Consider the following 17,429-nt stretch of genomic DNA (forward strand, 5'->3'; position numbering starts at 1 on the left):
CCCGATGGTCTTGTCCGGACAGCCATAGCACGGCGTCCGGACGGTCGTACTGCCGATTTGAAAGGGGTGTCCGGTGTTCGAGTTGACAACTGCTGAACAAGAGTTGCTGCCGTCCGACGACGATGTCGAGTTCTATCAGCAGCATGGCTGGTTCACCGCACCGCGATTGTTCACCGAGGACGCGATCGACGATGCGCTGGCGGCGTTGGACGCCTATTACCGGCGTGAGCGAGATTACGACGCCCTGCCGGGCGCGATCGATGAACTCTACGATTGGTCCCCGGGCGCCGTTCACCAGATCCGATTCAACGATTATGTCGCACTGACGAATCGCCGCCTCGGCAAGTTCATGCTGCGGCCGATAGTCGCGGCCGTCGCCGCGCGGTTGGCACAAACCAGCCGGATCCGCTTGTGGCAGAGCAGTATCGTGTACAAGGAACCACAACGCGCCGAAGGCGATACCACGATCGGCTGGCACACCGACCGCGCCTATTGGCGTACCTGTACTTCGACGAAAATGTTGACCGCGTGGATCGCGCTGCAGGACTGCGACGAGTCCATGGGCCCGGTGATAATGCTGGATGGAAGCCACCGATGGCCGGATACCGAGGAAATACGCGCGATCAGATTCGGTCGAACCTTCTTCGGCGCCGATCCGGCGATGCTGGAGGATCGTCTGGAACGCAGCGGAATGCCGCTCCGGCGCGTCCCGCTATTGCTGCGCAAGGGCGAGGTCAGTTTTCACAACTGCCTGACGGTCCACGGCAGCGGCCCCAATCTGAGTAACCGGGCCAGGATCGGAGCGACGGTCGATATGCAGGATCACCGGAACCGCTACCAGCGGGTTTACGATCCCGCCGGAGAGCTGTACACCGCGGCCAACGATCGGATGTGCCGCAAATTACCGAACGGCGACGTCGACTACACCGACCCCGCGATTTGCCCCGTGCTCTGGGATGAATAGCACGCGTCGTCCCCATTCAGGCAGAGTTGTGCCGTGCGAGGAGAGGTACCATGTTCGAATTATCATCGACCGAACAGAAGTTGCTGCCATCCGACGACGATGTCGAGTTCTATCAGCAGCACGGCTGGTTCGTCACACCGCGATTGTTCAGCGACGAGGAAGTGGACGCGGCATCGGCCGCGTTGGCCGCTCATCACAATGGCAAGCGCGACCGGAAGCTGCCCATCACACTCGACGAGATGGACGATTGGACCGAAGGCTCGGGTCACCAGATCCGATTCAACGATCACGTCGCGCTGACCAGTGACCGTCTGGGACGCTTCATGCTGCAGCCGATAATCGGAGCCATTGCGGCGCGGCTGGCGCGGACGAGTCAGATCAGGCTCTGGTTGAGCAGCCTGATATACAAGTCGCCACACACGGAGGTGACGCTCGAATGGCACGCCGATCGTGTTCATTGGCATACCTGCACCTCCACGAACTTGCTGACCGCGTGGATCGCTCTGCAGGATTGCGAAGAGTCCATGGGTCCGGTGGTGATGATCGATGGGAGCCATCGCTGGCCGGATTCCGAGCAGATTCGTGCCATTCGCTATAACGACACATTCTTTCTCGGCGACGATCCGGCGAAGGCGGAGAGCATGCTCGAAGGCACCGGAATGCCGATTCGTCGGGTGCCGCTCCTGCTGCGCAAGGGGCAGGTGAGTTTTCACAGCTGCATGACGATTCACGGCAGCGGCTCGAATCTGAGCGACCTGCCCCGGGTGGGACTCATCGTGCATATGCAGGATCGCGCGAACCGCTACCAACGGGTTTACGACGAAGCGGGGAATTTGCAGTCGCATGTCAACGATCGGTTGTGTGGCCGACTGGCGAACGGAGACGTCGACTACAGCGATCCCGAGATCTGCCCCGTGCTCTGGGAGGATTCCTGTCCAGCGCCCGGAACGTAATCGGTGTGCCGGACAGCCCGCGCCCACAGCGCGTCGCGCACCGCTATCGCGCGGGCGACCTCGACCGGATCTTGCGTCAGGCCGTAACCCACGAAATCATCCTCGTCGAACAAGGTCCAGGCAAGCGTGTCGTCGTCGATCAGGCACCACTCGTCGGTGGTGTAGTCCTCCGGCCGCAACCAATGCCGCGGCAGCCAGCGAATATCCTCACCGTGTGCTTCGTTGCGCCCGGTGACCGCGTGGAGAAAGCGAATGTATTCGGTCAGGGGCTCGGTGACGACACGGACCCGCTGCATGGCGACACCGCGGGCGGTGGTCGCATCGCTCAGGTCCTCCCATTCCTTCCACAATATCGGGTAGTCGTCCGGATCCAGCGGCACCAGGCCCGCCTGGTAGCGACGCATCGGTTCGATCTCGTCGCTGACGACATGTTCGTCTTCCATTTCGAATTGAAAGGCTCGGTACCGGGCTCGGTCGAACAGCGCGGCAATGTCGGATCGGGGAAGAAATATCATTGGTCACCACCACCTATGGACAACTTATCGGACAATCGCCCAGCTAACCCTGTCATGAATTCTCTGCCGCTGGTCGGCCGATATTTCGAGGGGAGCCCCGGCAACGCTTCGATGATCGCGGATTCGTAAGGATGCAGCGTATAGAGGACGGTGACCCGAGGCGCGGCCCGTTGGACGGGCTCGCGCGGCACGCTGACCCGATGGGTGCAGGCGCGGAATTGATCGTTACTGACGATCCGCAGCCATTGGCCACTGATCACGACGAGAGAACCGGCCGGAGTGTGGACTCTGCTCCACGCCCCGCTGCGTGGGCGATACACCTGCAGCCCTTCGACCGGACTCGCCGTCATCAGGCTGAGGAGTCCGTAGTCCTCGTGAGCGAGAACGCGGGCCGGCGAGGCGAGGCTCCCGGCGGCAGCGCTGACGGGCGGATAATGATTGATTCTCAGCACGTCGTTCGTCGGGTAGATCTTCTCGTCGTAGACCGCGGGATCGACATCCAGATATCGGAGCAACGCTCTGCCGAGCCGCGGAGTCAATTCTTCGCACGCCTGCCAGAGATTTCTGAATGCGGCTTCGAACCTCTCGTCCGGCCAGCAACCGAGGGCCTTGCCCGCGTCTTCGCCGGGGATTCGGAACGCAGATCTGTCGAACTCCCACGCTTCCACCGCATGGGGCAGCGCGGGCATACTCTCCTGGAGTGGGACGTACCCGAGGTAATAGGGCTCGCCGTAGGCGCAGTCCGTCGGCACGAACGTCGATTTGCGTTCCTCGGGTACCGTGGTGAAGATTTTCAGCGCTTGGTCATCGACGGTCCTCAGCTCTTCCGTCCCGATACCGTGGTTGATCAGAATCGCGATCCCGACGTCCGCCATCGCAGTGCCCAGGACATCGATGAAACGGTCTCGTTCCGCCGGCCCGCCGTTCAGATCCGCCATGTCGCAGACCGCTGGCCGAAAATTGTCGTCGAATTTGTCGTCCGGACTCTCGATGAGCGTGTACTCGGAATAATTCAGATTTTTCGATACCGCGTCGTCGGTTTCTTTGCCACGCACGCTTGCACCCCCTGTCGAACAACGATGACATCCCAGCGAAAGTAACTCGAAGCGGCACTCGAGAATTATCGAACAGCCTTATTCAAGATTGCATCACCACCGCTGGGCTGTCAATAGCACAATAGCGGTCGATAAATTACGTCAGCGTCGGTGATCGGGGAATTTCCGCACGCGTGCACCGCGCGGCTTCGATCGCGATCCCAGCATCGCCGTAGCCGCGACGAAGAGCAGCAGGCCCGCACCGGTCGTGGTGGCGACGTGCATACCCGTGACGAACGCGTGCTGCGCGGCATCGGCCAGGGCGGGATCACCGCCGGTCCGCCCGAGCGTCTCCCCGAGCGTCGGGGCGAAATCGCCGCCGGAACGGAATACCAGCGCCGCGAGCGAGCCGAGCAGGGAAAGCCCAAGGGCATTGCCGAGTTCGAGGCTGGTCTCGGTGACGCCGACCGCCGAGCCCGCCCGTTCCGGTGGCAACGCGGCGACGGCCAGGTCGGGCACCAGCATGAGCACGATCCCGTACCCGACGCCGGCGATGGTCGAACCGGCCAGGTACCAGGCGATTCCGCCGGCGACGCCGGTGCCGAGCAGCAGCAGGTTACCGGCCGCGGCGGCGCCGAGCCCGACCACGAAGGCGTTGCGCAGTCCGAGCCGCCGCGCTACTCCGGCGCCGCACATCGAGAAGATGCCGATCGCCACCGCCGCGGGAATGCCGAGCAGCGCCGCGTCGAGTGCGTTGCGCCCGGCAACCGATTGCAGGTACACGCTGGTCAGCGATCCCATCCCGCCGCCGGACAAGGTGGCGACCAGGCTGGCGGACACGGCGAGCCGGAACCGTCCGTACCGGAACAACTGCGGTGCCACCAACGGTTCGGCAAGCCGCCGCTGCCGCCGCACGAACACCAGCAGCACGACCGTGCCGAAGACGCCCGCCACGGCCGTCCACACCGTCATGCCCGCCGCGGCGGCCTCCTTCACCGCGTACACCACCGACAGAATCCCCGCGATCGACAGCACCACGCTCGGCGGATCGAGCCGTCCCCGCCCGCCCGCCCGATGTTCGGGCAACAGGAACGGGCCCAACGCCAGCACGACCAGCAGCACCGGGGTGTTGATCAGGAAGACCGACCCCCACCAGAAGTGATGCAGCAGCACACCGCCGATGATCGGGCCGATCGCCGACCCGACCGCCGCGACCGCCGTCCAGACGGCGATGGCGTTGCCCCGCGCGCGGGGCTCGGTGAACAGCCTCGGGATCAGCGCGAGACTCGACGGCAGCAGCATCGCACCGCCCACACCCATCAGCGCGCGGGCCGCGATGAGCGCACCCGCGTTCGGCGCGAACGCCGCGAGCACCGAGGCCAGTCCGAAGATGGCCGCGCCGACGAGCAGGACGCGGCGCCGGCCGGCTCGGTCGCCCAGGTTCCCCATGGTGATCAGCAATCCCGCCACGAGGAACGCGTAGATATCGAGGATCCACAGTTGCTGCGTAGCCGACGGGCCCAGCTGTTCGGTCACCGTCGGCATCACCAGATACAGCACCGAGACATCCATCGACACCGGCAGAACCGGCAGGACCAGCAACGCCAACGCCAAGCCCAGCCGTGCCCGACCTGGCGGCGCGGTCCCACGGATATCGATACGGGTCATCCCATCTACCGCTTCCTACGCCGGAGGAGGCAGAACCGATCGCGATTCGCCCGGACGGTCGAGCACCCGCATGTTAGCTAGATATTTGCTATGTCATGGGTAAGAGTATGCCCATGTCGTGAAATTGGACAACCCGGACACTCGGCTCTGCGACGAGTAAGGAGCGTGGTTGGTCGTGGTATCGACCCAGCCGGATACGAGCCCAGCGGGGTTTCGCGCTGATGTCGAAGGATTGCGCGCGATCGCGATCGTGGCGGTCGTGTGCTTCCACGCTCACGTGCCCGGGATCACGGGCGGATACATCGGTGTGGATGTCTTTTTCGTCATCTCCGGGTTTCTCATCACCGGAATGCTCTATCGGGACGCCGCCAAGAGCAGAATCGAGCTGGCCCGGTTCTACGGTGCACGAGCCCGGAGGTTGTTGCCCGCGGCCGGACTGGTGATCGTGGTTACCGCTGTCGCGGTGGTTGTCTGGCTGCCGGCGCTGCTGGCACGCCCGCTGATGCGCGAGGCGGCCGCGAGCGCGTTTGTACGTCGAGAACTACGTGTTCGCGTTGCGGCGGACCGACTACTTCATCGGGACGAGAAATCCGTCGCCGTTCGAGCATTTCTGGTCGCTCGGAGTAGAGGAGCAGTTCTATCTGTTGTGGCCGGTGCTGATCGTCGTGACTGCTCGGTGCGCCAGCCGGCGAACCGGATCGGCCGGGCCGCTGCCGTATCTGATTGTTCTGGGAGTCGTTGCCGCGCTGTCGTTCTGGCTGTCGTTGCGATGGACACACACGGTGGCTCCCTGGGCCTATTTCTCGCTGCCGACGCGGGCGTGGGAGTTGGCCGCGGGTGGTCTGGTCGCACTTCTGGTGCCCATGTTGTCGCGCACGGCGAAACCGGTTGCGGCGCTGGCCGGATGGTTCGGACTCGTGCTGATAACGATGGCCTGCGTCCAGCTCGATCGTGGAACCCTGTACCCGGGTACCGCCGCACTGATACCCGCGACAGGGGCAGCGCTGATGATCGCATCGGGTTGCGCTGCTACACGATTCAGCGTCACTCGCATCCTGGTGCTACCTCCGGTGCGGGCGGTCGGCCGCGTGTCCGACTCCTGGTATCTGTGGCACTGGCCGGTGCTGGTGCTGGCCCCGGTCATCCTCGGACATCCGCTCGGGCCGGCCGGCACGGTGATCACGATCGCGGTACCCGCTGGACTCGCGGCATTGACGTGGTGGCTGGTCGAGAATCCGCTCCGCTTCGCGGACGCGCTGCGGCGTTCACCCGCGCGAAGTCTGGGGTGTGGCGCCGCGATTGTCGTAGTGGCCGCCGGTGTGGCCGTGTCGTTGACCGCGTGTGCACGCATTCCGGCCCCGCACGGGCCCAGCGGCGCGCCACTCGCATTCGTGACCGCCGCGGGTACACCAGGCGCCTCTGATCGGCCGGACGAGATGTTGCGAAGCCTCGAGGCACAGGCGGAGCCGGTCATCGCCGCGTCGGATCGGGTGCGTGTCGCTCCATCGAATCTCACTCCCCCTGTGGGTGATCAGCCGACTCTTCTCGATAACGAATGCCTGATTCCTCGTCGGCCGGAGCGGTCACCCGAGTGCGTATCGGGAGACCCGCACGCCGACACCCGGGTCGCACTGATCGGCGATTCCAATGCCACCATGTGGTTCTCGGCCTTCGAACCGCTGGCCGAGCAGCGGCACTGGCAATTGGAGACGTTGACCAAGGCCGCCTGCCCGCCTATGGATCTGCCGATCCATTCCTCGGACCTGGAGCGCGAGTACTTCGAATGCGACCGATGGCGTGCGTGGTTGCTGACACACCTGCGCGAAGAACACCCACATCTGGTCGTGGTGGCTATGACGCGAACCTATACCGCCGAGCTGGACGGCGTCGGTTCCTATAGCCGGACCTGGAACGACAGCGTGAACCGATTGGTCTCCGAATTGCGCGACACGGGGGCGGCCGTGCTGCTGCTCGGCGCGATTCCCACACCACCCACCGACCCGCAGGTCTGCCTTTCCGAACATCTCGACGACGTTGTGACCTGCACACCGGCCCGCACGGTCGCCGTGCGCGCGGATGGCATTGCGGCCGAACAGGAATCGGTACGCGCCGCGGGCGGCAGCTTCGCTGACCTCACCCCCTTGTTCTGCACCCGCCTGCGCTGCCCACTGGTGATCGGCAACAGCAACGTGTACCTGGACGACAGCCATATCACACCCGGCTACGCTCAGATCCTCGCTCCGGTCATGAGTGCCTTCGTCGACCGTGCCCTGAACGGGGGGTGAGCGCTCGGAACCAGCCGACACGCGGACACCGCGGGTGAGTGCTGGTACCCTCACAGTGAATGGCGCTTGCCCGTCGATTTGCTTTGCGGGACAAAGTATTACGTTCGCGGCGGATGTTCACAGGGAGGGTTGTATGCGCGCTGCCGGCCTTCTACGCGCTGCTGCCACGCACACCACCCGAGCCCTCCGCGAGTCGGCCACATGAAGATCGTCATCCTCGCGGTCGAGGCCGTAGTCGGTTGGGGTGGCAGCGAAGAGCTGTGGGCCGACACGGCCCGAGCCGCGCTGGCCGCGGGCCACGAGGTCTGGTTCACCCCTCGCGTGGACCCCCGCGGATACGCGGAGCCGCTGAACGAACTCGTCGCATCGGGAGCGACCGAACTGCCCCGAAGGTCATGGACGGACACCGATGGCCGAATGCACGCCGAGATGGTCCCCGCCGAACTGGTGGCCGTCGCGGCGCGCGCCGATCTCCTGTTCATCAGCATCGGCTCCATGCGCCATCTGCTGGACGACTCCCTGGTCGGCCTGATCGAAGGCGCGAAAGTGCCGGTGGCGGCCACAATTCAGCTCATCGGTGAAACCGATATCCTGCCGGACGCGCTGCGCGAGCGCGCGCGCCGGGTGATCGGACTGTTCGGAGCACTCGTCGTCCCCGCTCACCGGAGCCTGAAAACGCTACAGCGGGTCCTCGCGGCGAGGGTCGACCACGGCGTGGTAGTCCCGAGCCCGATTCGGCGCGACCTCACCGAACCTGTCCCGTGGCCGGACTCGGCTGTGCCGACCATGGCATGCGTCGCTCGGCTGAGCCCACTCCAGAAGGGCCAGGACCTGCTGCTGGAGGTGCTGTCCGACCCGGTCTGGAAAAACCGCCGATGGGCGTTGAATTTCGTCGGCAGAGGGCGGGCGGGCCCCTACCTCACCGAACTGGCCGCCTTCTACGGACTCACCGATCGATTGACGCTCACCGGATTTCAGAGCGATATGCGAGCCGTCTGGGCACAGAACCACATGCTGGTACTGCCGTCACGGGAGGAGAGCATGCCGATCGCGATCATGGAAGCGATGTTCTGCGCGCGCCCGTGCCTGGTGACCGATGTCGGCGACAACGCCCGCCTGATCATCGACGGCGTCAACGGCTACGTGGCCGAGGGCGACCGCCCCCACGCGTTGGCCGCCGCGCTGGACCGCGCCTGGGACGGCCGCCACGACTGGAAAACCATGGGGCAACGCGCCTTCGAGACCTACACCGCCGATCGCGACCCGACGCCGGGAAAGACGGTGCTGTCGCTCCTCGAGTCGATGTGCGCCACCGCACGCGGCCGGACGGTCGGCTGACCGGCGCGGAGCAGAACGCGGCCGGAGCGTTTCTATCGATTCCCTAACCGTTACCGAACGGTCCTCCAGCACTGGGCTCATAACGTCGACGGCGTTCGACAGATCGGACGAAACATCGTCCCCGAGCGCAGGAGTCGTACCCATGTCGTTGTTCACCGTTCGCCGCCTCGCCACCGTTCTCGCGGGCGGCGCCGCCGTCGTGGCGCTGGCGCTGCCCGCCGTGGCCGGCGCCGAACCCGTGCCCGGCCCGCCCGCACCGCCGCAGGTCGAGGTGGGCCCCGACGGGCAGCGTTTCATGATCGGCCCCGATGGACAGCGGATCGTCATCGGTCCCGACGGCCGGGGCGAGTTCAACGGCCCCGACGGACGCCGCGTGGTCATCGTCGCCCCCGGTGACGGCGCGCCCAGCGGCCCCGGCCCGTGCGCGTCCGGTGGGCCCGGCCAGGTCCACATCGAGCGCGACGACGTCGACGGAGCCGGCCACCACATCATCACCTGCTCCCGTCGCTGACCCGCGCGTCGCTATCGTCGAGTCGTGACGAGCAGTCGAGTCCTCGTGGTCGACGACGACGCCCGCGTGCTCACCTCGGTGGCACGCGGGCTGCGGTTGTCGGGTTTCGAGGTGGACACCGCCGTGGACGGGGCCACCGCGCTGGCCGCCATCGCCGCCGACGCGCCCGCGGCCATGGTCCTGGATCTGAATATGCCGCGCCTGGACGGGGTTCAGGTCGTCACCGCGCTGCGCGCGCTCGGCAACGACATCCCCATCTGCGTGCTCAGCGCGCGCTCGGAGGTCGTCGACCGGATCGGCGCGCTCGAGGCGGGCGCCGACGACTACCTCACCAAACCCTTCGATCTGGGCGAGCTCGCCGCCCGGCTGCGCGCCCTGCTGCGCCGCGTCCCCGCGCCGACCGCGGACCCCGGGCGCACCGTCGTCGGCCCGCTGACCATCCTGCCGGCCGCCCGCCGCGCCTACCTCGACGACCGGCCCTTGGACCTCACCAAACGCGAATTCGACCTGCTGGCCGCACTCGCCGCCGCTCCCGGCCAGGTCCTGAGCCGCACGCAGCTGCTGAATCGCGTGTGGGGCTACGACTTTCGCACCCAGACCAAGGTCGTGGACGTCTTCGTGGCCTACCTCCGCCGCAAGATCGAGGCCACCGGCGGCCCGCGCCTCATTCACACCGTCCGCGGCATCGGCTTCGTCCTGCGGGTGGAACCATGAAACGTCCGGTGTCCCTGCGTACTCGAGTGGCCTTCGCGAGCGCGACCGCCGCCACCCTCGTCGCCGCCGCCATGTGCGCGACCTTCTTCGCCCTCGCCCCCTCGGGCACCGAACAACAGGTCGACAAGGCCGTGCGCTCGCTGCGCATCACCGCCGTCGCTCCCGCCGATCCGAATTCCCCCGCGCCGCTCCCGGATTCGATCCCCCCGCCCCCGCCGAGGATCTCGGCGCCGGGCCGGACGGCGCCCGGCCGCCCGAGCGCATCGGACGGCTCCACCTCGGTTGAACCCGGCCCCGCGGGCCCTGCGGACGCCGTGAATTGCCCACCCCCGCCACCCGACTCGACCGCTCACCTCCCCGCACCCCCCGGCCGCTACCTCTTCCTGATCCACCGCGACGACGTCCCCGACTCCCACCTCACCTGGGACGTCCCCGCTCAGACGGCCCCCGGTGGCCCCGTCCTGCTCGCCGCCAGCGTCCCCCAGCAGACCCTCGCGCAGACCGTCGCCGATCAGCGCGATCGCATCCTCGCGGTCGGGGCGGCGGCGATCGCCATCGCGGCGGGACTCGGCTGGTTGTTCGCCCACCGCGCGGTCCTCCCGCTCCGCAAGCTGACCACCGCCACCGCCGACGTGGGAACCCGTCTGTCCCTGGACGTTCCGCCCGCCCAGGGCACCACCGAGACCGCCGAACTCACCGCGGCCATGAACCGCATGCTCGCGCGCATCGCGGAGCAACGCCACCACACCGCCGACGCGCTGGCCGCCGCCCGCGACTTCGCCGCCACCTCGGCCCACGAGTTGCGCACCCCGCTCACCTCGATGCGCACCGATCTGCAGGTCCTGCGCACCATGGACCTCCCCGAACCCGAGCGCCACGAGATCCTCGACGACATCCTCGCCACCCAACGCTCCGTCGAGGACACCCTGGTCGCCCTGGAACGCCTGGCCCTGGGCGAACTCGCCACGGCCGACGATTTCGACGACGTCGATCTCGACGACCTCATCGACCAGGTCGTCGAGGACGCCCACCGCACCCACCCCGACGTCACCGTCGACTCCACCGTCACCGAATCCCTGCGCCTGCGCGGCCTCCCCGGGGGCCTGCGCAGCATCCTCGAGAACGCCGTCACCAACTCCGTCCGCCACGGCCACGCCACCCGCATCGATATCATCGCCCGCCGCGCCGGCGACCACATCGAACTCACCGTCGACGACAACGGCACCGGCATCCCCGACCGTGACCGCGACCGCCTCTTCGACCGCTTCACCCGCGGCGACACCACTGCGGCGGGCAGCGGCCTCGGCCTCGCCCTGGTCGCCCAGCAGGCCCGATTGCACGGCGGCACAGCACAACTCGCCGACGGCCCGCTCGGCGGTACCCGCCTGCGCGTCACCCTGCGCGACACACCCCGCGATCGCTGACACAGGACACCCTCGGCGCGCGGCGAGAAGCCGTCCCGTGTCCGTCGCGGATCCGCGTCCGCGTCGGCCGACGTCGCAGGTCCGCATGACAGAATGACGGCCCGGCCAAACGGTAAGGAGCATTCGGGGTGGAGTTGCCTGTCGAACTCGTCGAGGGGCTGGATCGGGCTTGCGCGGGTGTTCCGCAGCGGCAGCTGGCCGCGTCGGTCGAGCGGCTGATCTCCCGTTATCGAGACCCCCGGCCCGCCGCGACACCCATTCTCGCGTCGGGCGCCGATGTCGCCGCGTACGCCGCCTACCGCATGCCCGCGACCTGGGCGGCAGTGTCCAGCGTGTTCGGGCGGTTCGCCGAACTCGTGCCCGGCTTCGACCCGCAGACCTTCCTCGACGTGGGCGGCGGGACCGGGGCGGCGCTGTGGGCCGCGGCGGACCGGTTCCCGTCGCTGTCCCGGGCCACCGTGCTCGACCAGGTCGACGACGCCCTGCGGCTCGGCCGCCGCCTGGCGACGGAGGCGGCGGCGGAGGCGGTGCGGTCGGCGAGCTGGCGGCGGGCCACGGTCACCGACCCCGCGCCGCTGGGCGGTGCGGACCTGGTCGCGGTGTCCTACGTGCTGAGTGAACTGTCGCAAGCCGATCAGGCAGCGCTGGTCGAGCGCGCCGCCGAGGGCACCGAGGTGATCGCCGTCATCGAGCCGGGGACGCCGGACGGATACCGCAGAGTCCTTGCCGCACGCCAGATCCTGATCGATGCCGGGCTGACGGTCATCGCCCCCTGCCCGCATCAGCGTCGGTGCCCGCTGGCCGGGAGTGCGGACTGGTGTCATTTCAGCGCCCGGGTCAACCGCAGCGCGCTGCACCGGCGGCTCAAGGGCGGCGAGCTGGGCTACGAGGACGAGAAGTTCTCCTATGTCGTCGCCGCACGCACCGCCCACGACCAGGCGCCGGGCCGGATTCTGCGCCATCCGCTGAAACGCAAGGGCCTCGTCACGATGCAGGTGTGCGAGCCGGACGCCGGCGTCGCGGCCACCCTGGTCGCCAAACGGCAAGGCCGGACGTATCGGCAGGCCAGAGATGCGGAGTGGGGCGACGCCTGGCCACCGGTCCGCGCCGATCCCGCGGTGCGAACCCGCTGATTCCGGCAGCGGTACTCTCGCCTGCTCGGCACCACCGTTCTCACGGTCGCGCGGCGTAGCGGGCCGCCATGTCGGCGGCGCGATCGCGCAGGGAGGCCCGTAGCCATTGCGGGGCAACGACTTCCGCGCCGGTCGCGAGCTGCCAGAGCGCCCACTCCGCGTGCCTGGCGTCCTGGAAGGTCACCTCCATCCGCAGTCGGCCGTCCGGGTCCGTATCCGCCGAATGGATGGTCAGCGCGGTCGCCGCCAGCTCCTCGCGCCGCGCCGGGTCGACTCTGGCCAGCACGGTGACCTGGTCGTCGCCATGGCGGAACCGGAAGCTGCGTTCCTGCCAGATCTTGTCGAGGTCGACCCGGTCGGGTCGCTGCGCCGGCTCTTCGAGCGCTTCGGCCGCCGAGATCCGGGAGAGCCGGTAGGTGCGATCGGCGCCGGCGTGGGTGGCGAGCAGATAACCCGTATCGCGCACGGTCACCAGGCCGATCGGGTCGACGGTGCGCGGCTGCGGTGATCGACCGGCGGCGGCGTAGCGGATGCGCAGTTTGCGACCGGCCAACACCGCGCGCCGAATCTCGACCATCGTCTCGTCGTGCCTGTCCTCGGTGACGAATCGGCGCGAGAGCAGGTCGGTCTCGGGATCGATGAGCAGCCGCTCGATCACGCCCGCCGCGGCGTTCCGATTGCTTTCCGGCAACGCGTCGACGACCTTGAGCATGGCCGAGGCGAGCGCGGAGCCGAGGCCGAAAGCCTGTGCGCCCCGCCGGGATCCGGCTACCAGCAGGGCGAGTGCCTCGTCGTCGGTCAGGCCGGTGAGTTCGGTCCGGAATCCGGGTAGCAGGGCGAAGCCACCGTATCGGCCGCGCTCGGCATAGACCGGGACGCCCGCCAGGGACAGCGCCTCGATGTCACGGAGCACGGTGCGGGTGGACACCTCCAGCTCGCGGGCGAGCACACCGGCGGACAGGCGTCCGCGCTGGCGCAGCAGTAGCACCAGGGAGACCAGGCGGTCGGCGCGCATACCGAAAAGACTTACCAGTAATCACGACAGGAGATGTCGTGATTATCCGAGATCTTGGTTCCCGCGACCCTCGGACAGCCCGAGGGGCACATCACGAAGGAGCGTCCACGTGGGATCTCAGGTCAATCCGTGCATGATGTTCGACGGCAACGCGCGGCAGGCAATGGAGTTCTATCGACAGGTCTTCGGCGGCGAGCTGGAGCTGGGAACCGTCGCGGACTTCGGCTCCCCCGACGCGCCCGACGCCGACAAGATCATGCATTCCCGGCTGGACACCCCGGCCGGCTACACGTTGATGGGCTGGGACTGCCCTGGTGACCGGCCGGGCCAGCCGCCCTACCGTCCCGGCAACAACATCGCGGTCTTCCTCGGCGGCGACGACGGCGAACTCCGCGACTATTTCCACAAGCTGTCCGTCGGCGGCACCGTCACCCTCCCGCTGGAAAAGCAGGTCTGGGGCGACGAAGCGGGCTCCCTCGTGGACCGCTTCGGCATCGGCTGGATGTTCAACATCACGGCCCAGCGCGACTGAGCCGAGCGGTATCTCGCTTCGGCAGTACCGATGAGTTTCGGCTACTTAGGTAGTCAGACTGGAAGAGCACGGCGCAAGGGAACGGCAAGGGTTATGTAAGGGACAGCGGTGAGGGTGGGCGGGCGCCGGTGAGGCGCGCACTGCCCCTCCACTCGAACGAGGTCCCCATCAATGGAAATACCTCCTTGCATCGCGTCGGGAACAGCGAAATCGTCATGCTGACGACGTGTGTGCTGATGACCAACCGACCGAGCGTATCCGGGGAATGGCTCATGATCTCTGCGTGGACCGCGTGGCGCGCCGGTGAACCGGCCGCGCGGACACGCGCGTCGTCAGAGTCTGGAGGGTGGCGTGTCCGGGGGCAGTGACGCCGATTCGGCCGGACTGGTCGCGGAGATCGCTGGCGGGCTGGCCGAATTCGCGCCGGAGGGATGGCGGCGACTCGAGGCATGGTTCGCGATGACCGTCGTCTGCGAGTCGGCGCTGCTGCTGGCCGACGACGGCACGCGGTCGGTCCGGTGCCCGGTGTCCGACGCGGTGTGGGACGCGGTGCGCCGGCACCGTGCCTCGTCGGCCGATTCCGGGGACGGGCCGTGGTGGCGGCTGCTGGTGCGGGTGGACGCCGACGGTGTCGAGGCCGTGCGTGACGACGGGACCGTCCCTTTTCCCGGCGAGCAGCTGTTCGCGCCCGAGGCCTATCGCGCCGATCTGGAGATCCATCCCCGCCGACGGCTCCCGGTGTGGCTGGCCGCGTACATCGGTCGCGCCGCGGTGCCGTCGAGACCGCCGCGGCAGGCCGCGGCGGACGCACGCGCGGACCGGAGTGCCGGGGTACGCGCGGTGCCGGTGCCCGACGAGCTGCCGGGTCTCCCGGTGCTGTGGGCCCGGTGGGCGGTGCTGGCGGCGGCCTTCGTGGCGGTCGGATCGCGGCGGGGACCGCGAATCGGGCCGTCGACGGGCGTGTTCGAGAGCGCGGGACGCAGCGGTTCGACCCTGACCCTGCTGCCCGGCGAACGCGCGGTGCTGTCGGGCGGCGTCTGGAACGCGCCGGTGCTGGACGCGGTCTACAACGACGGTGCGGCGGCGCCGAAACTCTTTGCGGGCGCGCCCAATTGGGTGACCGACCCGGTGCTCAACCCGCGGGCGGCGACCGGCACGCTGTCGTTCTGTTACTGGTGGGAGGCGGGGCGATGGTATCGAGGCGAGTCCGCGCCGATGTCGGAGTGCGCGCCGGCGGTGCCGGCCGTGTGGACGGTCGACGCGGTGGCCGGCGTCGTCGGGAAGCTGGCGGCCGAGCGCGGAGACGCGGCCGAGCAGACCGCGGCGGAGCTGGTGGACGCCGCACAGTCCGGCACGGTGACCCGGGCGACGCTCACCCGCGTCTTCGGTTACGACGACGACATCGATATCGACGGCGCCCTGTTCCAATTTGTGGCCGCGGGCCTGGCCGCGGAGGAGGCGGACGAGATCACCGAGGCCGACGCGGTCGCCCTCGTCCGGGAGCACATTCTCCGGCAGGGTTACGACACAGCCGGGTACCCGCTGTCGACCCTGAGCGCCGAACGGCTCGGTGCGGGCTGGGCGGTCCGTTCGCCGGTGCCCGCCGGGGAGATCGCACTGGATCGTGCGGTCTTCTACGTCGCCGATGACGGCGTGGTCGAGCGGTCCACATCGTCGGTGCCGCAGGCGGAGTTCGCGGCCGAGTTCGAGCGACGGTTCCGGCTCCGCCGGGACGGCCTCGTCGCGCCGGAGGGGCCGGCGTGAGCGAGGACATTCGGCTCGATCCCGACGCCCTGCGGCACGACGGCGCGCAGCTGGCCGAACTCGGCGACCGGGTCGGCCGGACCTACACCGGGTTGCGGCACGGCCTCGCCGCCGCGGAGGGCTGCTGGGGCGACGACGATCTGGGCGAGGCGTTCGCCAAGGACTTCACCCCGCACGCCGATCAGTTGCTGGCGGGCCTGCGGGCGATGGAGGAAAGCCTGCGCGGGGCGGCCCGCCAGATACGGGACGCCGCGGCCGACTTCGAGGCGCAGGATCTCGGCGGTGCGGACCGCATCGGGCGAACGGCCGACGAGTCGCCGGGTGTGGCTCCGGACTACGGCACCGGGACGCCACCGGCCTCGCAGTTCGCGCCCGCGTCGGCGCAGGGGCCGAGGAATGCCGCTGTCCCAACCGATTCCGCGATCAGCGACGGTGTGCCGACCGAGCCGTCGGCGTCCGGTCCCACATCCGCCCCGCAGTCGACCGGCACGCCGGGCGGGTCCGGCATACCCGATGGGTCTTCCGGCCGGCCCTCCTCGCCGCAGAGTGACCGGCAATCGCCGGATCCCTCGAAGCAGGCTCCCGATGCTCGAGGCGGTGGGAAGTCCGGCGAGCATGCGGGCCGTGGGCCCCGTGCCGCGGGCGGGCCGCCGCCTACCGGCGCGTCCGCGCCTGTCACCGGGCGCGACGCGCCCCGCAACGCGGCTGCCGCCGGGCGCGACGCGACACCCGGGCGCAAATCCGGAGTCGGTGCGGGACGTGAGACCCCTTGGACCGGACCGCCTTCGAGAACGACCCGCGGGCCCGCGGCCGACCAGAACCCGTCGAGTCCGCGGACGGGGGCGCCGCCGCGTTCGCCGAAAGACGCCGAGCGCCTACGTGACCGGCCGCGCGACCTGGGGCGATCGACCGGAAAGCCCGCTGCCTCACCGCTTTTCGCGTGGCTGGCGCGGATGCTGGCCGACCGGCACGGCGTCACTGTCGTCGGATTCGACCTGCCGGAACTGCAGGAAGCCCCGGTGCGGCAGTTCGCCGCGGCCATCGATCGAGTGCTGACCGATTATCCGGCGATCGAACTGGACGTCGTCGCGGTGGCGGAGCTGGACGACGACGCCGAGAATGTGCGCTGGCACAGCGAAACCCGTGACTCCGGCACCGTCCGGTCGATCACGCTCGACCAGCGGGTCGCTCGCGAACCGAGTGGCGACACCGGAACACCGGAATCCCCCACCGATTCCGACGCGTCCGCGGTCTACGCGGCGACCGTGCGCGAACTCGGCCTGGCACTCAACGACGCCGGGGGTGACGTCGCCCGCCGGACCGCCCAGCGCACCCTGATCGCCGAGTACATGCGGGTGGCGGCGGGACGATACACGACCTTGGCCGAACTGCTGCGCGGATATCGGAGCTGGCGGGCCGAGTTGCCCGGCGGTCCCGGCGAAACCGGCTTCGACGCGCGTCGAGCGGTGGCTGCCGCGTTCGCCCAGGTCGTCCTGCATCGTGAGCGGGCAGGCGCACCTGCCAAGGTCCTGCACGCCGCACTGGTCGACGCGGCGTCGGTGCGGGATTAGGCGGTGCC

14 protein-coding genes and 1 pseudogene are annotated in these 17,429 nt (G+C 68.4%); 11 read left to right on the plus strand and 4 right to left on the minus strand.

Going from position 1 to position 17,429, the window contains the following annotated elements; all coding sequences use genetic code 11:
• Positions 1-73 precede the first annotated feature (73 nt).
• Together NWFMUON74_RS28170 and NWFMUON74_RS28175 are read left to right on the plus strand one after the other, a co-directional pair.
• Positions 74-964, plus strand: coding sequence for a phytanoyl-CoA dioxygenase family protein (locus NWFMUON74_RS28170; RefSeq protein ID WP_187684773.1), 891 nt, complete (start codon positions 74-76; stop codon positions 962-964).
• Positions 965-1,014: 50 nt separating this feature from the next.
• On the plus strand, positions 1,015-1,917 hold the full coding sequence (locus NWFMUON74_RS28175; protein ID WP_187684774.1) for a phytanoyl-CoA dioxygenase family protein: 903 nt from the start codon (positions 1,015-1,017) through the stop codon (positions 1,915-1,917).
• Here the strand turns inward: NWFMUON74_RS28175 and NWFMUON74_RS28180 are convergent.
• From NWFMUON74_RS28180 to NWFMUON74_RS28190, 3 genes are all read right to left on the minus strand, one after another.
• A complete protein-coding gene (locus NWFMUON74_RS28180; protein ID WP_187684775.1) occupies positions 1,854-2,360 on the minus strand; it encodes a DUF6879 family protein in 507 nt (168 codons plus the stop codon). The two genes, NWFMUON74_RS28175 and NWFMUON74_RS28180, sit on opposite strands and share 64 nt — an antisense overlap.
• 68 nt (positions 2,361-2,428) lie before the next feature.
• Positions 2,429-3,487 carry a 2OG-Fe(II) oxygenase family protein gene (locus tag NWFMUON74_RS28185; RefSeq protein ID WP_232110642.1) on the minus strand — a complete coding sequence of 353 codons (1,059 nt, stop codon included), beginning with the start codon at positions 3,485-3,487 and terminating at the stop codon, positions 2,429-2,431.
• Positions 3,488-3,628: 141 nt separating this feature from the next.
• The gene (locus tag NWFMUON74_RS28190) at positions 3,629-5,134 is read right to left on the minus strand and encodes an MFS transporter (RefSeq protein ID WP_187684776.1); all 1,506 of its coding nucleotides are present in this window, start codon (positions 5,132-5,134) and stop codon (positions 3,629-3,631) included.
• 175 nt (positions 5,135-5,309) lie between these two features.
• Here NWFMUON74_RS28190 and NWFMUON74_RS28195 point away from each other — a divergent pair.
• From NWFMUON74_RS28195 to NWFMUON74_RS28220, 6 genes and pseudogenes are all read left to right on the plus strand, one after another.
• Positions 5,310-7,419 (plus strand): annotated as a pseudogene (locus tag NWFMUON74_RS28195) (acyltransferase family protein).
• 201 nt (positions 7,420-7,620) lie between these two features.
• Positions 7,621-8,757, plus strand: coding sequence for a glycosyltransferase (locus NWFMUON74_RS28200; RefSeq protein WP_187684777.1), 1,137 nt, complete (start codon positions 7,621-7,623; stop codon positions 8,755-8,757).
• Positions 8,758-8,899: 142 nt separating this feature from the next.
• Complete coding sequence (locus tag NWFMUON74_RS28205; RefSeq protein WP_187684778.1) at positions 8,900-9,268, plus strand: hypothetical protein; 369 nt, start codon at positions 8,900-8,902, stop codon at positions 9,266-9,268.
• A gap of 24 nt (positions 9,269-9,292) precedes the next feature.
• Positions 9,293-9,982, plus strand: a complete 690-nt coding sequence (locus NWFMUON74_RS28210) for a response regulator transcription factor (RefSeq protein ID WP_187684779.1) — start codon at positions 9,293-9,295, stop codon at positions 9,980-9,982.
• Positions 9,979-11,406: an ATP-binding protein gene (locus tag NWFMUON74_RS28215; RefSeq protein WP_187684780.1), complete on the plus strand. Its 1,428-nt coding sequence runs from the start codon at positions 9,979-9,981 to the stop codon at positions 11,404-11,406. Before NWFMUON74_RS28210 ends, NWFMUON74_RS28215 begins: the two co-directional genes overlap by 4 nt.
• A gap of 128 nt (positions 11,407-11,534) precedes the next feature.
• Positions 11,535-12,539, plus strand: coding sequence for a small ribosomal subunit Rsm22 family protein (locus NWFMUON74_RS28220; RefSeq protein WP_187684781.1), 1,005 nt, complete (start codon positions 11,535-11,537; stop codon positions 12,537-12,539).
• 40 nt (positions 12,540-12,579) lie between these two features.
• On the opposite strand, the gene NWFMUON74_RS28225 is transcribed toward NWFMUON74_RS28220, so the two are convergent.
• Positions 12,580-13,554: a helix-turn-helix transcriptional regulator gene (locus tag NWFMUON74_RS28225; RefSeq protein ID WP_187684782.1), complete on the minus strand. Its 975-nt coding sequence runs from the start codon at positions 13,552-13,554 to the stop codon at positions 12,580-12,582.
• Between the two features lie 109 nt (positions 13,555-13,663).
• Here NWFMUON74_RS28225 and NWFMUON74_RS28230 point away from each other — a divergent pair, with 109 nt between their 5' ends.
• The 3 genes from NWFMUON74_RS28230 (at position 13,664) to NWFMUON74_RS28240 (ending at position 17,421) form a co-directional block, all read left to right on the plus strand.
• Positions 13,664-14,086, plus strand: a complete 423-nt coding sequence (locus NWFMUON74_RS28230; RefSeq protein ID WP_187684783.1) for a VOC family protein — start codon at positions 13,664-13,666, stop codon at positions 14,084-14,086.
• Between the two features lie 351 nt (positions 14,087-14,437).
• Entirely contained in the window at positions 14,438-15,850 is a 1,413-nt protein-coding gene (locus tag NWFMUON74_RS28235; protein WP_232110644.1) for a hypothetical protein, read from the plus strand.
• Positions 15,847-17,421, plus strand: a complete 1,575-nt coding sequence (locus tag NWFMUON74_RS28240; protein WP_187684784.1) for a hypothetical protein — start codon at positions 15,847-15,849, stop codon at positions 17,419-17,421. Before NWFMUON74_RS28235 ends, NWFMUON74_RS28240 begins: the two co-directional genes overlap by 4 nt.
• Positions 17,422-17,429 lie beyond the last annotated feature (8 nt).

This window comes from Nocardia wallacei, assembly GCF_014466955.1.
Classification (GTDB): domain Bacteria; phylum Actinomycetota; class Actinomycetes; order Mycobacteriales; family Mycobacteriaceae; genus Nocardia; species Nocardia wallacei.